Source organism: Caballeronia sp. SL1002, from assembly GCF_057814995.1.
The window spans coordinates 2577272-2595456 of the sequence record NZ_JBYMUW010000002.1 but is presented as its reverse complement, the minus strand read 5'-3'; the positions used below and the strand labels follow the sequence as shown (position 1 = coordinate 2595456).

Below are 18185 nucleotides of genomic sequence, written 5' to 3'. Positions count from 1 at the left end.
GGCATCTCGCCTCGTAACGGGCGATTCATCGGAGCGCGCAGACGCAGCGCGCATCGGGCCGCAGGGTCGTTTGAAATTGTCATCGCGATGCGCGTTCGCGATGCAGCGCCAGGCAGGCAAGAGGCATCATGATGGCAACGCGTCAAACCCGCATCGATACGAACGAGCGTCCCCGGACCTCGGATGTCGAACGCGATTTCGAATTTACCTCGGCGGATTTCGCCCGCATTCGTGAACTGATTCATCGTCGCGCGGGCATTTCGCTGTCGGACCACAAGCGCGACATGGCATACAGCCGTCTCGCGCGACGCCTGCGGGCCTGCGGTATCGACACGTTCAAGCAGTATCTCGACCGTCTGGAAACGCAGCAGGAAAGCGCCGAATGGGAAGCCTTCGTGAATGCGCTGACCACCAACCTGACGGCGTTTTTCCGCGAATCGCATCACTTTCCGATCCTCGCCGATTTCGTCAAGCATCGTCAGGCGCCGGTTTCGGTGTGGTGCTCGGCGGCATCGACGGGCGAAGAGCCGTACTCGATCGCGATGACGCTGATCGAAGCGCTCGGCGAGCACGGCGCGCGCCAGTGCGCCGTGCTCTCGACCGATATCGACAGCCAGGTGCTGGCGAAGGCAGACGCGGGCGTGTACTCGCTCGATCAGGTCAAGCAGCTGAGCCCGGAGCGCCTGAAGCGCTTCTTCCTGAAAGGAACCGGCGGGCACGCGGGCATGGTCAAGGTGCGCCCGGAAGTGCGTTCGCTCGTGAAATTCGAAAAGCTGAACCTGACCGACGCGAACTACAACCTGCGCACGCAGTTCGACGCGATCTTCTGCCGCAACGTGATGATCTACTTCGACAAGCCGACGCAGGCGCAAGTGCTCACGCGCTTCGAGCCGCTGATGAAGTCGGGCGGTCTGCTGTTCGCCGGTCACTCGGAGAACTTCACCTACGTCACGCAATCGTTCAAATTGCGCGGCCAGACGGTGTACGAGCTGACCCGCGATATCGCCGCGAACAAAGCGTCCGCGAAGGCAGGCGCTCGCGTGCTGGCAGGAGAACTCGCATGAGCGGACTGCCGATTGCATCGAACCTGTATTTCGACACGCATTTCCAGAAGCCGGGCGTGAAGCTGCTGCCAAACGAGTTCTACATGACGAGCGAAGACATGGTGCTCGTCACCGTGCTCGGTTCGTGCGTGGCGGCGTGCATCAACGACCGCACGGCGGGTATCGGTGGCATGAATCACTTCATGCTGCCGGACGACGGCTCGGACGCATCGCACGCGTCGTCCGACTCGATGCGCTACGGCGCGTATGCGATGGAAGTGCTGATCAACGAACTGATCAAGCGCGGCGGCAAACGCGAACGTTTCGAAGCGAAGGTCTTCGGCGGCGGCGCGGTGCTCGCCGGCATGACGACGATCAACATCGGCGACCGCAATTCCGAATTCGTGCGCCGTTATCTGGCGCTGGAAAAGATTCGCATCGTGGCCGAGGACTTGCAGGGCATGCATCCGCGCAAGGTCGCGTTCATGCCGCGCAACGGCCAGGTGATGGTGAAGAAGCTGAAGACGCAGCAGGATCCGAGCGTCGTCGAGCGTGAAACCGCGCTGGTGCGCCCGACGCCGGAACAGCGCGCCGAGCGGCTCGCGAAGGCGCGCGCTCGCGTGGAGTTGTTTAATCAGACGGGCACGGTAAGCCGTTCGCGCGTCGAGCTGTTCACGACGCCGGCAAGAACCGCCGTCACGTCGGCGGCCGCCTCGGCGACCACGGCGTCGAAGGCGCGCGTCGAACTGTTCGGCGCAAAAACAAGCCTGCGCACAACCGGCCTGGGCGGATCGCGCGCCAGAGCCGCGGAGGAAGTATGACAACGCCCCAGCAAGCAGGGCCGAAGATCAAGGTGCTGTGCGTCGACGATTCGGCGCTCGTGCGTAGCCTGATGACGGAAATCATCAATTCGCAGCCCGACATGCATGTCTGCGCCACCGCGCCGGACCCGCTCGTCGCCCGCGACTTGATCAAGCAGCACAATCCGGACGTGTTGACGCTGGATGTCGAAATGCCGCGCATGGATGGCCTCGATTTTCTCGAAAAGCTGATGCGTCTGCGGCCGATGCCGGTGGTGATGGTGTCGTCCCTGACCGAGCGCGGCAACGAAATCACGCTGCGCGCGCTGGAACTCGGCGCAGTCGATTTCGTGACGAAGCCGAAAGTGGGCATTCGCGACGGCATGCTGGACTACGCCGAAAAGCTTGCCGACAAGATTCGCGCGGCGTCGCGCGCCCGCGTGCGGCAGATGCCTCACGCGGCGCATGCCGCAAACGGTGCGCCGGGCGCGCACGGCACGGCGAATGCTGCCGCGAAGCCTGCGCCGATGTTCAATAATCCGCTCGTCAGTACGGAGAAGCTGATTATCGTCGGGGCATCGACGGGTGGCACGGAAGCGATCCGCGAAGTGCTCGTGCCGCTGCCGCCGGACGCGCCCGCCGTAATGATCGCGCAGCATATGCCGCCGGGTTTCACGAAGTCGTTCGCGCAACGGTTGAACGGTTTGTGCCGGATCGCGGTGAAGGAAGCGGAGCACGGCGAGCGCGTCTTGCCGGGTCACGCGTACATCGCGCCCGGCCACGCTCACCTCGTGCTCGCACGGAGCGGGGCGAACTACGTCGCGCATCTGTCGGACGCGCCGCCGGTCAACCGGCACCGTCCTTCCGTGGACGTGCTGTTCCGCTCGGCCGCGCAGCACGCGGGCAAGAATGCGCTCGGCGTGATCCTGACCGGCATGGGCCGCGACGGCGCCGCCGGATTGCTGGAAATGCAGCAGGCGGGTGCCTACACTTTTGCGCAGGACGAAGCGAGTTGCGTGGTGTTCGGCATGCCGCGCGAAGCGATTGCAGCAGGCGGCGCGAGCGAGATCGCGCCGTTGTCGGAAATGAGCCGCCGCGTGATGGCGCGGCTGGCCTCGATGGGCGAACGTGCGCAGCGCGTCTGACCCGCGTCGTGACGATTTTGAATTGAACACGCGGCGTGATGCGCCGCACTGAGAACACACTGGAGTGAGTGAAGATGGACAAGAACATGAAGATCCTCGTCGTCGATGACTTTCCGACGATGCGCCGTATCGTGCGTAACCTGCTGAAAGAGCTGGGCTACGGCAACGTCGACGAAGCGGAAGACGGCGCAGCCGGTCTCGCGCGCCTGCGCGGCGGCGGTTTCGATTTCGTGATTTCTGACTGGAACATGCCGAACCTCGACGGTCTCGCGATGCTCCAGCAGATCCGCGCCGACGCCACCCTGTCGCACCTGCCGGTGCTGATGGTGACGGCTGAATCGAAGAAGGAAAACATCATCGCGGCGGCGCAGGCCGGCGCGAACGGTTATGTCGTGAAGCCGTTCACGGCCGCCACGCTGGACGAGAAACTCAGCAAGATTCTCGAAAAGATGGCAAAAACCGGGAGCTGAACTTGAACGATTCCACCAAACAAAGCGATGTCGCCCTGGCGGACAGCGAGACGGATGCGTCGAGCGACCGCATTCTGGCGAGGATCGGTCAACTGACGCGAACCCTGCGCGACTCGATGCGCGAACTCGGCCTGGACAAACAGGTCGAGGCCGCCGCCGAAATGGTGCCGGATGCGCGCGACCGCCTGAAGTACGTCGCGACCATGACGGAACAGGCCGCCGACCGCGCGCTCAACGCCATCGAACTCGCGAAGCCGATGCAGGAGGCCATGCAGGCCGAGGCGCAATCGCTTGATGCGCGCTGGGAACAGTGGTACGGCGCGCCGCTCGAACGCGCGGAAGTCGCGACCTTGCTGGCTGAAACGCGCGGCTTTCTCCAGCAAGTGCCGGCCAAGACGCAGGCGACCAACGCGCAATTGCTCGAAATCATGCTCGCGCAGGATTTCCAGGATCTGACCGGCCAGGTGATCAAGAAGATCACCGACGTCGTGGCGCTGATCGAGCAGCAGTTGCTCGGCGTGCTGCTGGAGAACATCGCACCCGAGCGGCGCGAGCAGTTCGCGGCGTCGGCGGCGCTCCTGGTTTCGACGAGCGGCAGCCCGGAAGCACTCCTCAACGGCCCGCAGATCAACCCGGAAGGCCGCACGGACGTGGTTCAGGATCAGTCGCAAGTGGACGATCTGCTGGCCAGCCTCGGGTTCTGAGCGTTAGCACATTTCCGCTGACCGAAACAGGTATCCAGACGGGGCGCACGACAGTGCGCCCCGTTTTTACTTTCACACACAATTTTTCGATTCCTCTCACGCTTCGCTTTACTTATTGTTCTTTCGAATCCTCACGGTTTTCGGAACCGTCACCGTCGGCTGGCATACTAAGGGTCTCCCGCGTGCCCGCCGGACGCCCCGAAATGGGGCAAACCGGAAGAAATCCGGCCGGATGCATCGGTCCCCGAATTTTTCGACCGACGAATCAACGATAACGAAGGAGGCGATGTGATGCCCATGAATACATTTCGCGGCGGCCAGAAGCTGGCCCTGCTTGGCTGCCTGCTGGCGGCATTTGGCGCGGCGCCCGCCTACGCCGCGTTGGGCGGCGCGCCCATGACCACGCCGTCCGGCGCGAGCCTCAATCGCTCGGATGCGGTCGCAAACGTTGCCACGTCGAGCGCCTCCGGCGCGGCGGCGACGACCTCATCGGTCGCGTACACGGTACGCAGCACGACGCTGTCGAACGGCACCGTGGTCAACGAATACGTGACGACCGCGGGTGTCGTGTTCGGCGTCGCGTGGAAAGGTCCGCGCATTCCCAACCTGCCGAACCTGCTCGGCAGCTACTTCCCCCAATATGTAGACGAATTGAAGACCGCGCGCGCGCAAGGCGGCGCAACGGGTCCGGCCAATATCGTCACGTCCGGTCTGGTCGTGCATTCGGGCGGCCACATGGGATCGTTCGCGGGGCAGGCGTATTTGCCGCAAGCGCTGCCGGCCGGCGTCAATAGCACCGACATTCAATGACGGACGGGAGAACAAACATGCGTCCGAACGCTTTCAGCCTTTTTTCCGGCATCCGCCGTCTGCCGACCCTGTGCGCCCTCGCGCTGGTATCCGTCGCGCTTGCTGCGTGCAGCGGCGACGACTCTAACGGCGGCAGCGGCAATTCGTCGTCGAACGGTCCGAACATGCAGCCGATCGCCGCGACCGCGGCCAATACCGTGCCGATCACCGTGAATGCGGGCGTGGCGCAAGTGCGCAACATTCCGAACGTTTCCGTCACCGTCTGCCAGCCGGGCACGAGCAATTGCCAGACTATCGACAACATTCAGCTCGATACTGCGTCGGTCGGCTTGAGGCTTGCCAGTTCGGCCGCGAGTCAGGTGCTCGGCAGCTTGCCGAACGCCACGGCCTCCGACGGCAATCCGCTCGCCGAATGCACGCAGTTCGCCATCGGCAATACGCTTGGCACCGTGCGCACCGCCGATATCAAGATGGGCGGCGAGCAGGCGAGCAGCGTGCCGATCCAGATCATCGGCGACCTGACGGCGTCGAACGTGCTGAACGTCGCGAGTGACGACTGCGCGGGCGGCAGCCTTCAGAGCACGCCGCAGGACCTCGGCGCAAACGGCATTCTGGGCGTAGGAACGGCGCAGTTCGACTGCGGCACGGGCTGTCTCCTGCCGGCCGACAGCCTGTATTACTCGTGTACGGCCGGGACGAGCTGCAGCCCGACCGGCTTGTCGACGGCGAAACAGGTCGTCAATCCGGTCACGCGTTTCGCGGCCGACAACAATGGCGTGATCGTCCAGATGCCGCCTGTCGGCGACGGCGGCGCGGCGTCGGCGACAGGCACGCTCGTGTTCGGCATCGGCACGCAGAGCAACAACGCGCTGACCGGCGCGACGAAGTATTCGAGCGATGCGAACGCAAATGTCGATGCAACTTTCCTCGGTTCGACGCAAACCGCGTTCTTCGACACGGGATCGAACGGCATCTTTTTCGAGGATAGTTCGCTGACGCAATGCCCGAGCGGTTCGAGCTTCTTCTGCCCGAGTTCGACGCAGCAACGCACGGCCACGATCCGCGGTACAGATGGCGCGACGTCGGGCAATGTCACGTTCAACGTCGCGAACGCGCAGACGCTCACGCGCAGCGGCAACTACGCGTTCAACAATCTGGCGGGCAATATCAACTTCGCGGGCAACGTCGATTTCGGTCTGCCGTTCTTCTATGGCCGGCACATCTATTTCGGCTACGACCTGACCGGCAGCACGCCTTACGTCGCGTTCTAGTCGTCTCAGGCGTTTGCTTAGCCAAAAGAAAAACCCGGCTCGCAAAACGAGCCGGGTTTTTTTATTCCGTGGTTTTATTCCGCGCCGCGCGGTTTGCGTGGCGCTTTCTCGAACAGCCGGTCGTATAGCCAGCGCGGCATGACGTGCAGGACCGCCCCGGCGACGCGCATCTGCCACGGAAACGTCGCGAAACGCACGCGGCGCGCGATGGCATCGGCGGATTTCGCGGCGAACTTGTCGGCGTCCATGATGAACGGCATCGGGTAGGGATTGTGTTCGGTCATCGCGGTGCGGACGTAGCCGGGCGCGATGGTCACGACCGAGACGCCGAACGGGCGCATTTCCACGCGCAGCGCTTCGAGATACTTCAGCGCGGCGGATTTCGACGCGCTATACGCCGCCGATCCCGGCAATCCGCGCACGCCCGCGACGCTCGCAATGCCGACGAGCGTGCCGCATCGCGCGGCGGTCATCGCGCGGACGAACGGCTCGAAGGTCGCGGCCATGCCGTAATAGTTGACCGCCATGACGTCGCGGAATGTTTCCAGATCGCCGTGGCCGGTCAGCACGCCGCGGCTCACGCCCGCATTGGCGATCACGATATCCGCCGGACCGTGCGCTTCGACGAACCGGGACGCCGCGCGCGCGAGCGCGTCGGCGTCGCGGACATCGGCGGGATAGATCGAGATAGAGGCGGAGGGAAAGCGGGCAGCGAATGCCGCGAGCGCGTCGCCGCGCCGGGCGACGAGGCCGAGCACGGCCCCGCGGCGGATGTATTCCTCGGCGAGCGCGAGGCCGAGGCCACTCGACGCGCCGGTAATGAAGACTTTCTGCGGTGCTGCGTTCATTCCGGCGCGTGCGCTCACAGGATCACATCTTCTTCGCGCGAACCTGGGCGATCAGGAAGTCGAGCACCTGAATCGTGCCCGCCAGGTCGTTGGTCTGCGACGGGCTGGTTTCGTACTTGCCCTGCACGGCGAGCGTCGGCACGCCCTTCAGGTCGTAAGCGGTCGCGAGCTTGGTGTCGCGCTGGATCGCGCTCTGGGTCGAGAACGAGTTGTACGCGTCCATGAACTTCTTCTTGTCGACGCCTTGCGTGGCGAGGAACGTAGCCTGCGCTTCCGGCGTCATCAGATAGTTCTTCTTCACGTGGATCTCGTTGAACACGGCGGGCGTGAGTTTCTGCGCGAGACCGAGCGCGTCGAGTGCGTGGTAGAGCTTCGAGTGCGGAATGAACTCGTCGCGGAACGCAACCGGCACGCGCTTGAACACCACGTCCGGACCTTGCTTCTTGATCCACGCTTCCAGGTACGGGTCGAATTCGTTGCAATGCGGGCAGCCGTACCAGAAGAACTCGGTCACTTCGATCTTGCCGGCGGGGGCATCGACGGGCTGCGCTGTCGGCAGCACGTTGTAATCGGTGCCTGAGACCGGTGCGGCCGGCGTCGCGTGCGCCACGTTCATCGCGCCGAAGGCGAAACCCAGAGAGACGAGAAGCGTGCTAAGCAGTTTTTTCATAGTGACCGAAAAGAGTCGAAAGAGAAATCTGGATGAGCCGGAAGGTGAGCGATACGTCGAGCTGCACGTGAGCTGCACGTTAGGCAATTAGATCGGCGATAAGTTGGGCCAACACACTTAAGCCACACTTAAGTCACACTTCTGCCTAAGGTCAAGCTAGCAGCCGGACCCGCGGCGCGGGTCGGCGCATAGGCATTATTGCTTCGAGAAACGGATCACGGCGGTATCGACGCCGGCATCGGAAAGACGTTGACGCACGTTGTTCATGTCCTCGAACTTCGTGAACGGACCGATCCGCACGCGGTAGTACGTGACGCCGCCTGCATCGCGCTGCGTCACCTTCGACTCGAAGCCTTGGAAGCCGAGGCGCGCGCGCTGCTGCTCGGCGTCGCCTTGCGTCTTGTACGCGCCCACTTGCAGGAAATAGCCCGTGTTGGCGTCGCCCGGCGCGGGCGGCGTGGCCTTGGCGCTGCTCGTGGCAGGCGAGCCGCTGGTCGCCTTCGGCGTGGACGCCGTCGCGGTGGTGTCAGTCGGCTTCTTCGCGGCGGCCGCGCTATTCGCTTGCGACGGCGCGGCGGACTTCGGCGCGACGGCCGTCCCCGGCACTTCGACAATCTGCGGTTCGTCGAGGATGCCGGACGACTGCGTCTGGTTGTTCGTCTGACCGGGCGCGGTGTTCGGCGGCGCGGGCTGCGCGGCTTGCGGCACGGCCTGGCCCGGCGCCTTGCCTTGGAGCGGACGGTTCGGGTCGTAGGGCTGCGTGCTGGCGGGCGCGGAGCCGACATCCGGCGCGCTTGGCGCAACCTTCGCGACGAACGGCGTGGGCGCGCGCGTGATGTACAGCGCCACGATCACCGCGATGGCGAGGCCGACTATCAAGCCCAGCACGATACCGAGGAAGGTGCCACCGGTTTGCTTCGACTGCTTCGACGTGCGACGGGGTTTTGCCATCGTATGAATCACCTGCAAAAAGACTTCTGAACGGCCGACGATTATAACGGCGGCCCGAAGCGTGGCTTGACGCACGGCCGCGCGTGCCGCCCGCGCCGGAAGGTTCCGGCGTCGCGGGCGGCACGCGGCCGCGGCGAATTACATCTTGACGGGAGCGGAAACGCCGATGGTCGCGAGGCCGTTTTCCAGCACCTGGCGCGTCGCGGCAAGCAAGGCAATACGTGCATTGCGCGGCGCGTCTTCATCGACGAGAACGCGCTCCGCATTGTAGAACGAGTGGAATTCACCGGCGAGGTCGCGCAGATAGAACGCGACCGCGTGCGGCGCGAGTTCGTCGGCGGCGTGCGAGAGCATGTCCGGATATTCCGCGAGCTTGTTCAGGAGCGCCATCGCGCGTTCGCTTGCGAGCGGCGCGAGATCGGCGTTCGGCACGGCCTTCAGATCGCCCGCATAACGCGTCTGCCAGTCGCCGAGAATCGTGCAGATGCGCGCGTGCGCGTACTGCACGTAATACACCGGGTTCTCGTCGCTTTGCTTCAACGCCAGATCGATATCGAACACGAATTCCGTGTCCGCCTTGCGCGAGATCAGGAAGAAGCGCACGGCATCGCGGCCGCGGCGGACGGTGGCTTCGTCGAGTTGCTCCGGGGAAATCTCGCTGCCCGGCGTCATGCCGCCCGACCATTCGATCAAGTCGCGCACCGTCACGTAACTGCCCGCGCGCTTGGAGATTTTCACTTCCTGGCCGTCGCGCATCACCGTGACCATCTTGTGCAGCACGTAGTCGGGATAGCCCTTCGGAATGCCGACGCCGAGACCCTGCAAACCGGCGCGCACCCGCGCGATCGTGCCGTGGTGATCCGAACCCTGCACGTTGATGACCTTCGTAAAGCCGCGCTCCCACTTCGCGATGTGGTACGCCACGTCCGGCACGAAATACGTGTACGTGCCGTCGGTCTTGCGCATCACGCGGTCTTTGTCGTCGCCGTCGTCGGTCGTGCGCAGCCACAGCGCGCCGTCCTGTTCGTAGGTCTTGCCCGCGGCCACCAGCGCGTTCACCGTCGATTCGACGCGGCCTTCCTTGTACAGCGACGACTCCAGATAGAACTGGTCGAACTTCACGCCGAACGCGGTCAGGTCCATGTCCTGTTCGTGACGCAGATACGCGACGGCGAACGTGCGGATCGCGTCGAGATTTTCCACATCGCCCGCGCCCTTGACCGGCGCGCCGTCCTTCGCGGCGACCGTCGCGCCCGCGAGATAGTCGCGCGCGATATCGGCGATGTATTCGCCGTTGTAGGCCGACTCCGGCCAGAGCGCATCGCCCGGCTTGAGGCCGCGCGCGCGCGCTTGCGTCGAAATGGCGAGGTTGCCGATCTGCACGCCCGCGTCGTTGTAATAGAACTCGCGATGGACCGCGTAGCCTTGCGTGGCGAGCAGGTTCGAGAGCGCGTCGCCGAGCGCCGCCTGACGGCCGTGGCCGACGTGCAGCGGTCCGGTCGGGTTCGCCGAGACGAATTCGATCAGCACCTGCTTGCCGTGCTCGCGGGTCGAATTGCCATAAGTCGCGCCCTCGGCCAGCACGGCCGGGACCACGGCTTGCTTCGCCGTTGCCGCGAGACGCAGGTTGATGAAACCCGGACCGGCCACTTCGGCGGCTTCGACGAGCCCTTTGGCTGCGGGATTGCCGAGCAGCGCATCGACGATCTGCTGCGCCAGTTGCCGCGGATTCGCGCGCAAGGGTTTGGCAAGCTGCATCGCGACGTTCGAGGCGATATCGCCATGCGCCGCAACCTTCGGGCGTTCGAGGACGATGGCCGGCGCGACGAAGGCGGCTTCCGACGCGCCCTGAGTCGCGACCGCGACCTGGCTGACCGCGTCGGTAAGCAACGTTTCTAGAGTGTGTTTTTGTGCGGGCAGCATGCTGAGTGTGATCCAGTAGAGCGGGTCCGTGGCGGCGTGACTGGCCGTGCCGAACGCACGCGGAGCGTTAAGCCGCGCGCCGTCCGGCGGCGCTTCTTTCGCGACGTACTTTCGATAAAACAGGATTTTAGCAGGTGCTAATATGTCGAATCAGGGTCGTTGTCAGGGAGATCGTTGCGCGCCGGCGTTTTCAGCCGGAGCGTTTTGCTGACAACGCAACATAACGAAAAGGACCGTGCCATGCTGATCACATTTAAAACCAGCGCTGCACCCGACGTGCAGATGCTCCAGAACCTCGCCGATTATTTGCTCGGCATCATCGGCAAGCGGGTGGGTGAACGCGGTGTCATCACGCACGAGGAACTGCCTGTCGCGATTCAAAAGCTGGAATCGGCGGTCGCCGTCGACAAGCAGGAACGCGCCGAACACGACGGCCATTTCCACGAAGGCGAGGAAGGCCACGAACATCACGAAATCCCGATCGGTCTCGCGCAGCGCGCGTTTCCGTTCCTCGACATGTTGCGGCTCGCGCAGAAAGCGAACACGGACATCATCTGGGGCGTGTGAAGGGGCGTCTGAACGCCGATCGTTTTTCAGCGGTCATTTCAAAATCATAAAAGAACCCGCATCGTCGCCGATGCGGGTTTTTTTCTTCCGATGAAACGACGGCCCGCGCTTACTGACCTTGGCCGTTCAAAGTCGATTCGGCTGCCGGCGGGACCGACGGCTTCTTCTTCGATGCTTTCGGCGCCTTCGGCTTCTTCGGCTTCTTCTGGTGCTCCGTCACCGGCGGCGAGTACGACGACGCGCTGCTGGCCGTCGTTCCCGGCGCTGCGGGCTGCGCGAACGCAACCGGACTGGCAGAGGTGAACAGCACAGCGGCGGCAATGGCTACAGCGGGCATCAGTTTCTTCATTCGACTTTCTCCGGGACGATAATTGGATGCGTGACCGTCGTTTTGACGGTCATTCGCATCCTTGAGTCTACGGAATCAAAAAATATCCTGACATGGCGTTTGATGCTTTTACGCATCACGCCCGCCGTATATCGGCTATAACAACGGCGCGAGGGCACGTTCGGCGTCGTTCTGCGAGAGCGACATGCGCGACGCGAAACTCTCCACCTGATCCGCGCCGATCTTGCCGACCGAGAAGTACGTGCTGTCCGGATGCGCGATATAGAAGCCCGAAACGCTCGCGGCGGGCAGCATCGCGAGCGATTCGGTCACGCTCATGCCGATATCGCCAGCCTGAAGCACCTCGAACATGTCCTTTTTCACGAGGTGATCCGGGCACGCCGGATAACCCGGCGCGGGACGAATGCCGCGATATTTCTCCGCGATCAGCGATTCGTTGTTGAGCGTTTCGTCCGCCGCGTAACCCCACAGTTCGCGACGCACCCGCGCGTGCAGCGCTTCGGCGAAGGCTTCGGCGAAGCGGTCCGCGAGCGCCTTCAGCATGATCGCGCTGTAGTCGTCGTGATCGGCTTCGAACCGCTTTTCCTTCTTGTCCACGCCGAGGCCCGCCGTCACCGCGAACATGCCGATGTAGTCGGCCACGCCTGAATCCTTCGGCGCGATGAAGTCGGCAAGCGAGCGGTTCGGCCGCTTCACGCCGTCCACGATAGGACGCACGCTCTGCTGGCGCAGATTGCGCCAGGTCATCGCAACCTGGCTGCGCGTTTCGTCCGTGTAGATTTCGACGTCGTCGTCGTTCACGGTGTTCGCGGGCAGCAGCATCAGCACGCCGTTCGCCTGCAGCCAGCGGCCCTGGATGATGCGCGACAGCATCGCACGGCCGTCCGAAAACACGCGGCGCGCCGACTCGCCGACGATCTCGTCGTTGAGAATCGCCGGATACGGACCCGCGAGATCCCACGTCTGGAAGAACGGCGCCCAGTCGATATAGTTCGCGAGATCGGCGAGATCGTAGTTCTTGAACACGCGCCGCCCGATGAACGTGGGCTTTTTCGGCTGATACGAAGACCAGTCGATCTTGGCGCGGTTCGCGCGCGCCTCGGCGTAGGTCACCATCGGCTGCGCCTTCTTGTTCGCGTGCTGCTTGCGGATTCGGTCGTAGTCGGTCTTGAGATCGTCGAGATACTTCGCCGCGCCTTCATCGGACAGCAGGCTCGACGCCACCGACACCGAGCGCGAGGCGTCCGGCACATACACCACCGGGCCGTCATAATGCGGCGCGATTTTCACGGCCGTGTGAACGCGCGAAGTGGTTGCGCCGCCGATCAGCAACGGCGTCTGCTTGCCGCGGAAATAGTCGTCGCGCTGCATTTCGGACGCTACGTAGGCCATTTCTTCGAGGCTCGGCGTAATCAGCCCCGACAGTCCGATGATGTCCGCGCCTTCGTCCTTGGCCTTTTGCAGGATGGTCGCGCACGGCACCATGACGCCCATGTTGACCACTTCGAAGTTGTTGCACTGGAGCACGACGGAGACGATGTTCTTGCCGATATCGTGCACGTCGCCCTTCACGGTCGCGATCACGATCTTGCCCTTCGGCCGCACGTCTTCGCCGGCATCGGCCATGCGCTTCTTTTCTTCCTCGATGAACGGGATCAGATGCGCGACCGCCTGCTTCATCACGCGCGCCGACTTCACCACTTGCGGCAGGAACATCTTGCCCGCGCCAAACAGATCGCCGACCACGTTCATGCCGTCCATCAGCGGACCTTCGATCACGTTGATCGGCCGGCCGCCCGCTTGCTCGATCTTCGCGCGCACTTCCTCGGTGTCTTCCACGATGAAGTTCGTGATGCCGTGGACGAGCGCATGCGACAGACGCGCCTCGACCGGCTGGTTGCGCCATTCGAGGTTTTCTTCCTTTTTCGCCGCGCCGGTCTTGAACTTGTCGGCGATCTCGAGCAGCCGGTCGGTGCCGTCGTCGCGACGGTTCAGCACGACGTCTTCCACGCGCTCGCGCAATTCGGGATCGAGATCCTGATAGACGCCCAGTTGCCCCGCATTCACGATGCCCAAGTCCATGCCCGCCTGAATCGCGTGATAGAGGAACACGGTGTGAATGGCCTCGCGCACGGGATCGTTGCCGCGAAACGAGAACGACACGTTCGACACGCCGCCGCTGATCTTGGCGTAAGGCAGGTTCTGCTTGATCCAGCGCGTCGCGTTGATGAAATCGACGGCGTAGTTGTTGTGCTCCTCGATCCCGGTCGCGATGGCGAAGATGTTCGGGTCGAAGATGATGTCTTCGGGCGGGAAGCCCACTTCGTTCACAAGGAAGTCGTAGGAGCGCTTGCAGATCTGCGTCTTGCGCTCGTAGGTGTCCGCCTGGCCTTGTTCGTCGAAGGCCATCACGACGGCCGCCGCGCCGTATCGGCGGATCAGCGTGGCGTGATGGCGGAACGCGTCCTCGCCTTCCTTCAGCGAGATCGAGTTCACGATGGCCTTGCCCTGCACGCACTTCAGCCCCGCCTCGATCACCTCCCACTTCGACGAGTCGATCATCACCGGCACGCGCGCGATATCCGGCTCCGAGGCGATCAGATTCATGAAGCGGACCATGGCCGCTTTCGAATCGAGCATGGCCTCGTCCATGTTCACGTCGATCACCTGCGCGCCGTTTTCAACCTGCTGGCGCGCGACCGCGAGCGCTTCGTCGAACTGATTGTTCAGGATCATGCGCGCGAAGGCTTTCGAGCCTGTCACGTTGGTGCGCTCGCCGACGTTGATAAAAAGCGAACCTTCGCTGACGTTGAAGGGTTCAAGGCCGGAGAGGCGCATCGAGTGATCGGTCATGGTGTGCGGTGGTAAGCGTTGAAGGGCGTTCAGGCGGCGTGGCGGTCGTCACCGTCGCGGTCGTCGCCGTCGCGACCGTGGTCTCGATAGGCCGCGGGCCATGCGCGCGGCTTCACGTCCGCCAGCGCCTTCGCGATTTCCGCGATGTGTTCGGGCGTCGTGCCGCAGCATCCGCCCGCGAGGTTCACGAGACCCGCCTGCGCGAATTCGAGCAGCAGGCGCGATGTGACGTCCGGCGTTTCGTCGAAGCCGGTGTCGCTCATCGGATTCGGCAGGCCGGCGTTCGGATAGCAGGACACGTAGGTATCGCAGAGCTTGGCGAGTTCCGCGATGTACGGGCGCATCAGCGCTGCGCCCAGCGCGCAGTTCAGGCCGAAGGTCAGCGGACGCGCGTGGCGCAGCGAGTTCCAGAACGCCTCGACGGTCTGGCCCGACAGAATGCGGCCCGACGCGTCGGTCACGGTGCCGGAAATCATCACCGGCAGCAGTTCGCCGGTGTCCTCGAAAAGCTCGTCGAGTGCGAACAGCGCGGCCTTCGCGTTCAGCGTGTCGAAGATGGTTTCGACGAGAAAAAGATCGCAGCCCGCGTCGAGCAGCGCTTTGGCCTGCTCGTAGTACGCGTCGCGCAGTTCGTCGAAGGTCACGTTGCGCGCGCCCGGATCGTTCACATCGGGCGAAATGCTCGCGGTTTTTGGCGTCGGACCGATCGCGCCCGCGACGAAGCGCGGCTTGTCCGGCGTCGAGTATTTATCGCAGGCTTCGCGCGCGAGTCTCACCGATTCGCGGTTCATTTCCGCCGCGAGCGCTTCCATGCCGTAATCGGCTTGCGCCACGCTGGTCGCGCCGAACGTGTTCGTTTCGAGAATATCCGCGCCGGCCGCGAGGTACTGGTCGTGAATTTCTCGGATCACATGCGGCTGTGTAATGGACAGCAGTTCGTTGTTGCCCTTGATGTCCCGGTCGAGATCCTTGAAACGCTCGCCACGATACGCGGCTTCATCGAGCTTGTAGCGCTGGATCATCGTGCCCATCGCGCCGTCGAGAATCAGAATGCGCTCGCGCAGGAGCGCGGGCAGCGCGGCGCCGCGCGTATACACGCGCTCGGGCGGGCGGCCGGCCGGAGCCGGAGTGTTCGGAGTGGCGGTCTGGTTCATGTCGGGCAAGGCTCGCACCAGGTTGGAATAACCCGTCATTGTAATCGTTGCCGAATCGCGTCGCTTTGGCTTGAGCGCGATTGCGGCCCGCTGGGGCGAAACGCGCGGAGACCGGCAACGGGTAAGCATCAAATAAAAAACCCCGCCGGAGCGCGGCGGGGTTTTCGGATGTGTCACCGTTTTACGCGGAAGGCGCTTTATCAGTGAAGAATGACCGGTTGGTTCATCAAGATATCGAACTGGCCTAGAAATTCATCGACGTCTTCAAGCGATTGCTCTTCTTCCATCAACTTCTGCACATGCTCTCGGAACCGCGCCGCTAGCGCGCCTTCGATAAATATTTCACGCTGCATGTTTTTGTCGACGATCTCGTAGCCGCCCGCCTTCATGGCGAGATGGTTGTCCTGCGGCGGAAATTCGACAACGCAATAGTTGGGGCTGTTGTAGATCATTTGCATGGCGACACTCCTTATTCCTGTTTGCTCTGAGGCAGTCATGCACCTTATGTGAGAGCGTTTAGGTTGGAATTCAAGGGGTGGCCTCGACGTGAAGCCGAGAAGCCCATCGAGGCTTTTGATTAGACAGCTTGACGCAAAAACGTTTCCAGCACAGCGGTGAAACGTTGCGATTGTTCTACCGGGGACAGATGCGCCGCATCGAGTATTTCGAATTGCGCACCTGCAACCGACTCGGCAATCACCCGAACAGCAGCAGTTGGCGTGCCCGTATCGCGCTCACCGGCGACAACCAGCGTCGGACAGCGGATGGACCCGAGCTTCCCGCGCGCGTCGAAGTCCCGCACCGCCTCGGCCGCGCGAGCGAAACTCTCCGGTTGCGTACGTGCAATTGTTTCCCCGACTTGCTCGACGACTTCGGGATGCGCCTTTCTGAAATCTGCGGAAAGCCACCGTTCGAGCGTCGCATCCACAATACTCTGTGCACCGTTTTTGCGCACGGACGCCGCGCGCTCGTCGAAAGCGGTGCGCGCGCTTTCGGGGGTGAACGCGGGCGCGCTGACCACCGTGAGCGAATCCGCGCGGTCGGGGAAGTCCGCCGCGAAATGCTGCGCGACCATTCCGCCAATCGATAACCCCACGACATGCGTGCTCGGCGCGCCGAGCTGATCGAGGAGCGACGCGAGATCGGCTGCGAGATCTTCGATCGCGAACGCGCCCGGCGATTCCTTCGTTTCGCCGTGGCCGCGCAGGTCGTACCGCAGCACGGTGAAATCCTTGCTGAAATAGCCGGCCATCTGGTCCCACACGGACAAATCGCCGCCGAGTTGATGGATGAACGTGAGCCATGGGCCGCCGCTCTCGTTGCTCAGGACATAACGCGTTTCGATACCGTTGTTCGTCACCTGCATATCGGCTCCGGAAATAGGACGGGTTCGAAAAATGCCTGCCTTGCGCCGGAAAGCTTGGGCGTCAGGGCTTTTCGGGTTGCGGCGAGGCGCTTGCGCTTTCTTCTGACGCATCGCGCGTGCCCGGCTCCGACGGGTTGTCGGCTGCGGGCGGCTGGAGCTTGCCGCGCCAAAGTAACTCGATCTGCATGCCGTTCGGCTCGGTCTGGAGAATGCGGACCGGCAACCAGCCGAGCGCGGGCGCGAGCCAGATATCGAGCCGTCGCCGGTCGCCGTTGCGGCGCGGGAGACGGGTGAAATGGCGCGCCTGGGTGGAACCATCACGTGTCTGCACGGATTCGTCGCCGACCGTTTCGATCGGCCAGATTTCGCTGCTGTCGTTATCGGCGACGCTGAACTGGCGCGTCACGCCGGGCCGGTAAGCGTCGGGCGAGCCGCGCACGAGGCTTGCGAGTTGCATCACGACGCTGAACCGGTCCTGCCCGCCGTCGGCGAGTGGCTTGCTGTCGGGCGTGCGCGTGTAGACGAGTTGTTTCGTTTCGCGATTGAACACGGTCACGTCGGCGGCGTGGCGTCCGCGCTGCTCGGAATATTGCTCGGGCGCGATGCCGAAGCGGTCGATATGACCCTTGCTCGAATACACGTATGGCCCGACGAACGGCAGCGGGATCGAGACGACCATCTCGTAGTGCTGGCCGTCGTTGATCCAGTGGATCGTGCCGATCTGGTTGGTGACACCGTTTACAAGCGTGTCGTAGCGCAGTTCGCCGCTGGGCGGGACGCTGAATTTGTCGCCCGGGGCGGGCTGGGCGGCTTGGGCGGCTTGGGCAGCCGCAGCCGCAGCCGCCTGAGCCGCCTGAGCCGCCGAAGCTGCGCTGGCGGCGGCTTGTGCTGCGGCCTGTGCTGCGGCGGGATCGACTTGGGCGATGGTCGGCGCGGGCGCGGGCGCGCGGCTCGGTGGCGTTGGTGATTTCAGCGGCGCGGCGTTTCTCTGTGGCTCGACCGGTTTGGACGCGGGCGGCGGCGCTTGCTCCACCGGCTTGGGCGTGAGCAGCGCGACCTGAACAGGCGGCCGCTCGGGCGGCGTCGTGATCGACTTGCCGTCGTTCCCGCCGACCCAGCGCGCCGCGCTCCAGTGCAGCGCGAGCACGGCGGCGAGCACCGCCATCCAGCGCCACAAGCGCCGCGGCGGCGGCGTCAGGTCGTCGGCGGAAATTTCGTCGCGACTGGAACGGCGTGAGGGAAAAAACGGCATGAAGAAGCT

18 protein-coding genes are annotated in these 18185 nt (G+C 63.5%); 8 read left to right on the top strand and 10 right to left on the bottom strand.

What is annotated here, in order from left to right; translation table 11 throughout:
- The first annotated feature begins 128 nt into the window (after positions 1-128).
- From AC3D25_RS14470 to AC3D25_RS14440, 7 genes are all read left to right on the top strand, one after another.
- A complete protein-coding gene (locus AC3D25_RS14470; protein WP_488889053.1) occupies positions 129-1064 on the top strand; it encodes a CheR family methyltransferase in 936 nt (311 codons plus the stop codon).
- Positions 1061-1864, top strand: a complete 804-nt coding sequence (cheD, locus tag AC3D25_RS14465) for a chemoreceptor glutamine deamidase CheD (RefSeq protein WP_488889052.1) — start codon at positions 1061-1063, stop codon at positions 1862-1864. The genes AC3D25_RS14470 and cheD overlap by 4 nt, the downstream gene beginning before the upstream one ends.
- On the top strand, positions 1861-2988 hold the full coding sequence (locus tag AC3D25_RS14460; RefSeq protein WP_488889051.1) for a protein-glutamate methylesterase/protein-glutamine glutaminase: 1128 nt from the start codon (positions 1861-1863) through the stop codon (positions 2986-2988). Before cheD ends, AC3D25_RS14460 begins: the two co-directional genes overlap by 4 nt.
- A 74-nt stretch (positions 2989-3062) precedes the next feature.
- A complete protein-coding gene (cheY, locus tag AC3D25_RS14455; RefSeq protein ID WP_488889050.1) occupies positions 3063-3458 on the top strand; it encodes a chemotaxis response regulator CheY in 396 nt (131 codons plus the stop codon).
- Between the two features lie 2 nt (positions 3459-3460).
- Positions 3461-4162, top strand: coding sequence for a protein phosphatase CheZ (gene cheZ / locus AC3D25_RS14450; protein WP_488889049.1), 702 nt, complete (start codon positions 3461-3463; stop codon positions 4160-4162).
- 297 nt (positions 4163-4459) lie between these two features.
- Positions 4460-4972, top strand: a complete 513-nt coding sequence (locus AC3D25_RS14445) for a DUF2844 domain-containing protein (protein ID WP_488889703.1) — start codon at positions 4460-4462, stop codon at positions 4970-4972.
- Positions 4973-4989: 17 nt separating this feature from the next.
- Positions 4990-6243: a DUF3443 domain-containing protein gene (locus AC3D25_RS14440; RefSeq protein ID WP_488889048.1), complete on the top strand. Its 1254-nt coding sequence runs from the start codon at positions 4990-4992 to the stop codon at positions 6241-6243.
- A 74-nt stretch (positions 6244-6317) separates the two neighbouring features.
- Here the strand turns inward: AC3D25_RS14440 and AC3D25_RS14435 are convergent, their stop codons facing one another.
- The 4 genes from AC3D25_RS14435 to argS all read right to left on the bottom strand — a co-directional run bounded on the left by AC3D25_RS14435 (position 6318) and on the right by argS (position 10635).
- Positions 6318-7091 (bottom strand): SDR family oxidoreductase, encoded by a 774-nt coding sequence (locus tag AC3D25_RS14435; protein ID WP_488889047.1) that lies wholly within the window; start codon positions 7089-7091, stop codon positions 6318-6320.
- 22 nt (positions 7092-7113) lie between these two features.
- Positions 7114-7761, bottom strand: coding sequence for a thiol:disulfide interchange protein DsbA/DsbL (locus AC3D25_RS14430; RefSeq protein WP_488889046.1), 648 nt, complete (start codon positions 7759-7761; stop codon positions 7114-7116).
- Between the two features lie 195 nt (positions 7762-7956).
- Entirely contained in the window at positions 7957-8712 is a 756-nt protein-coding gene (locus tag AC3D25_RS14425; protein ID WP_488889045.1) for an SPOR domain-containing protein, read from the bottom strand.
- 138 nt (positions 8713-8850) lie between these two features.
- A complete protein-coding gene (gene argS, locus AC3D25_RS14420; RefSeq protein ID WP_488889044.1) occupies positions 8851-10635 on the bottom strand; it encodes an arginine--tRNA ligase in 1785 nt (594 codons plus the stop codon).
- Between the two features lie 240 nt (positions 10636-10875).
- Between argS and AC3D25_RS14415 the strand changes: the two genes are divergently transcribed.
- Positions 10876-11202: a DUF1840 domain-containing protein gene (locus AC3D25_RS14415; RefSeq protein ID WP_488889043.1), complete on the top strand. Its 327-nt coding sequence runs from the start codon at positions 10876-10878 to the stop codon at positions 11200-11202.
- 109 nt (positions 11203-11311) lie between these two features.
- Here AC3D25_RS14415 and AC3D25_RS14410 read toward each other — a convergent pair whose 3' ends face one another.
- The 6 genes from AC3D25_RS14410 to AC3D25_RS14385 form a co-directional block, all read right to left on the bottom strand.
- Entirely contained in the window at positions 11312-11551 is a 240-nt protein-coding gene (locus AC3D25_RS14410) for a hypothetical protein (RefSeq protein ID WP_488889042.1), read from the bottom strand.
- Between the two features lie 135 nt (positions 11552-11686).
- Positions 11687-14437 (bottom strand): methionine synthase, encoded by a 2751-nt coding sequence (metH, locus tag AC3D25_RS14405; RefSeq protein WP_488889702.1) that lies wholly within the window; start codon positions 14435-14437, stop codon positions 11687-11689.
- The gene (locus AC3D25_RS14400) at positions 14434-15558 is read right to left on the bottom strand and encodes a homocysteine S-methyltransferase family protein (RefSeq protein WP_488889701.1); all 1125 of its coding nucleotides are present in this window, start codon (positions 15556-15558) and stop codon (positions 14434-14436) included. The genes metH and AC3D25_RS14400 overlap by 4 nt, the downstream gene beginning before the upstream one ends.
- A 200-nt stretch (positions 15559-15758) precedes the next feature.
- Positions 15759-16016 (bottom strand): BTH_I0359 family protein, encoded by a 258-nt coding sequence (locus AC3D25_RS14395; RefSeq protein WP_488889041.1) that lies wholly within the window; start codon positions 16014-16016, stop codon positions 15759-15761.
- 119 nt (positions 16017-16135) lie between these two features.
- On the bottom strand, positions 16136-16924 hold the full coding sequence (locus tag AC3D25_RS14390) for an alpha/beta fold hydrolase (RefSeq protein ID WP_488889040.1): 789 nt from the start codon (positions 16922-16924) through the stop codon (positions 16136-16138).
- A 61-nt stretch (positions 16925-16985) separates the two neighbouring features.
- Positions 16986-18176, bottom strand: coding sequence for a DUF3108 domain-containing protein (locus AC3D25_RS14385; RefSeq protein WP_488889039.1), 1191 nt, complete (start codon positions 18174-18176; stop codon positions 16986-16988).
- Positions 18177-18185: the final 9 nt, after the last annotated feature.

Excerpts from the sequence above, each read along its gene's own strand:
- AC3D25_RS14470 (WP_488889053.1), top strand. The coding sequence starts at position 129 with ATGATGGCAACGCGTCAAACCCGCATCGATACGAACGAGCGTCCCCGG.
- cheD (WP_488889052.1), top strand. The coding sequence starts at position 1,061 with ATGAGCGGACTGCCGATTGCATCGAACCTGTATTTCGACACGCATTTC.
- AC3D25_RS14460 (WP_488889051.1), top strand. The coding sequence starts at position 1,861 with ATGACAACGCCCCAGCAAGCAGGGCCGAAGATCAAGGTGCTGTGCGTC.
- cheY (WP_488889050.1), top strand. The coding sequence starts at position 3,063 with ATGGACAAGAACATGAAGATCCTCGTCGTCGATGACTTTCCGACGATG.
- AC3D25_RS14445 (WP_488889703.1), top strand. The coding sequence starts at position 4,460 with ATGAATACATTTCGCGGCGGCCAGAAGCTGGCCCTGCTTGGCTGCCTG.
- AC3D25_RS14440 (WP_488889048.1), top strand. The coding sequence starts at position 4,990 with ATGCGTCCGAACGCTTTCAGCCTTTTTTCCGGCATCCGCCGTCTGCCG.
- AC3D25_RS14435 (WP_488889047.1), bottom strand. The coding sequence starts at position 7,091 with ATGAACGCAGCACCGCAGAAAGTCTTCATTACCGGCGCGTCGAGTGGC.
- AC3D25_RS14430 (WP_488889046.1), bottom strand. The coding sequence starts at position 7,761 with ATGAAAAAACTGCTTAGCACGCTTCTCGTCTCTCTGGGTTTCGCCTTC.
- AC3D25_RS14425 (WP_488889045.1), bottom strand. The coding sequence starts at position 8,712 with ATGGCAAAACCCCGTCGCACGTCGAAGCAGTCGAAGCAAACCGGTGGC.
- argS (WP_488889044.1), bottom strand. The coding sequence starts at position 10,635 with ATGCTGCCCGCACAAAAACACACTCTAGAAACGTTGCTTACCGACGCG.
- AC3D25_RS14415 (WP_488889043.1), top strand. The coding sequence starts at position 10,876 with ATGCTGATCACATTTAAAACCAGCGCTGCACCCGACGTGCAGATGCTC.
- AC3D25_RS14410 (WP_488889042.1), bottom strand. The coding sequence starts at position 11,551 with ATGAAGAAACTGATGCCCGCTGTAGCCATTGCCGCCGCTGTGCTGTTC.
- AC3D25_RS14400 (WP_488889701.1), bottom strand. The coding sequence starts at position 15,558 with ATGAACCAGACCGCCACTCCGAACACTCCGGCTCCGGCCGGCCGCCCG.
- AC3D25_RS14395 (WP_488889041.1), bottom strand. The coding sequence starts at position 16,016 with ATGCAAATGATCTACAACAGCCCCAACTATTGCGTTGTCGAATTTCCG.
- AC3D25_RS14390 (WP_488889040.1), bottom strand. The coding sequence starts at position 16,924 with ATGCAGGTGACGAACAACGGTATCGAAACGCGTTATGTCCTGAGCAAC.
- AC3D25_RS14385 (WP_488889039.1), bottom strand. The coding sequence starts at position 18,176 with ATGCCGTTTTTTCCCTCACGCCGTTCCAGTCGCGACGAAATTTCCGCC.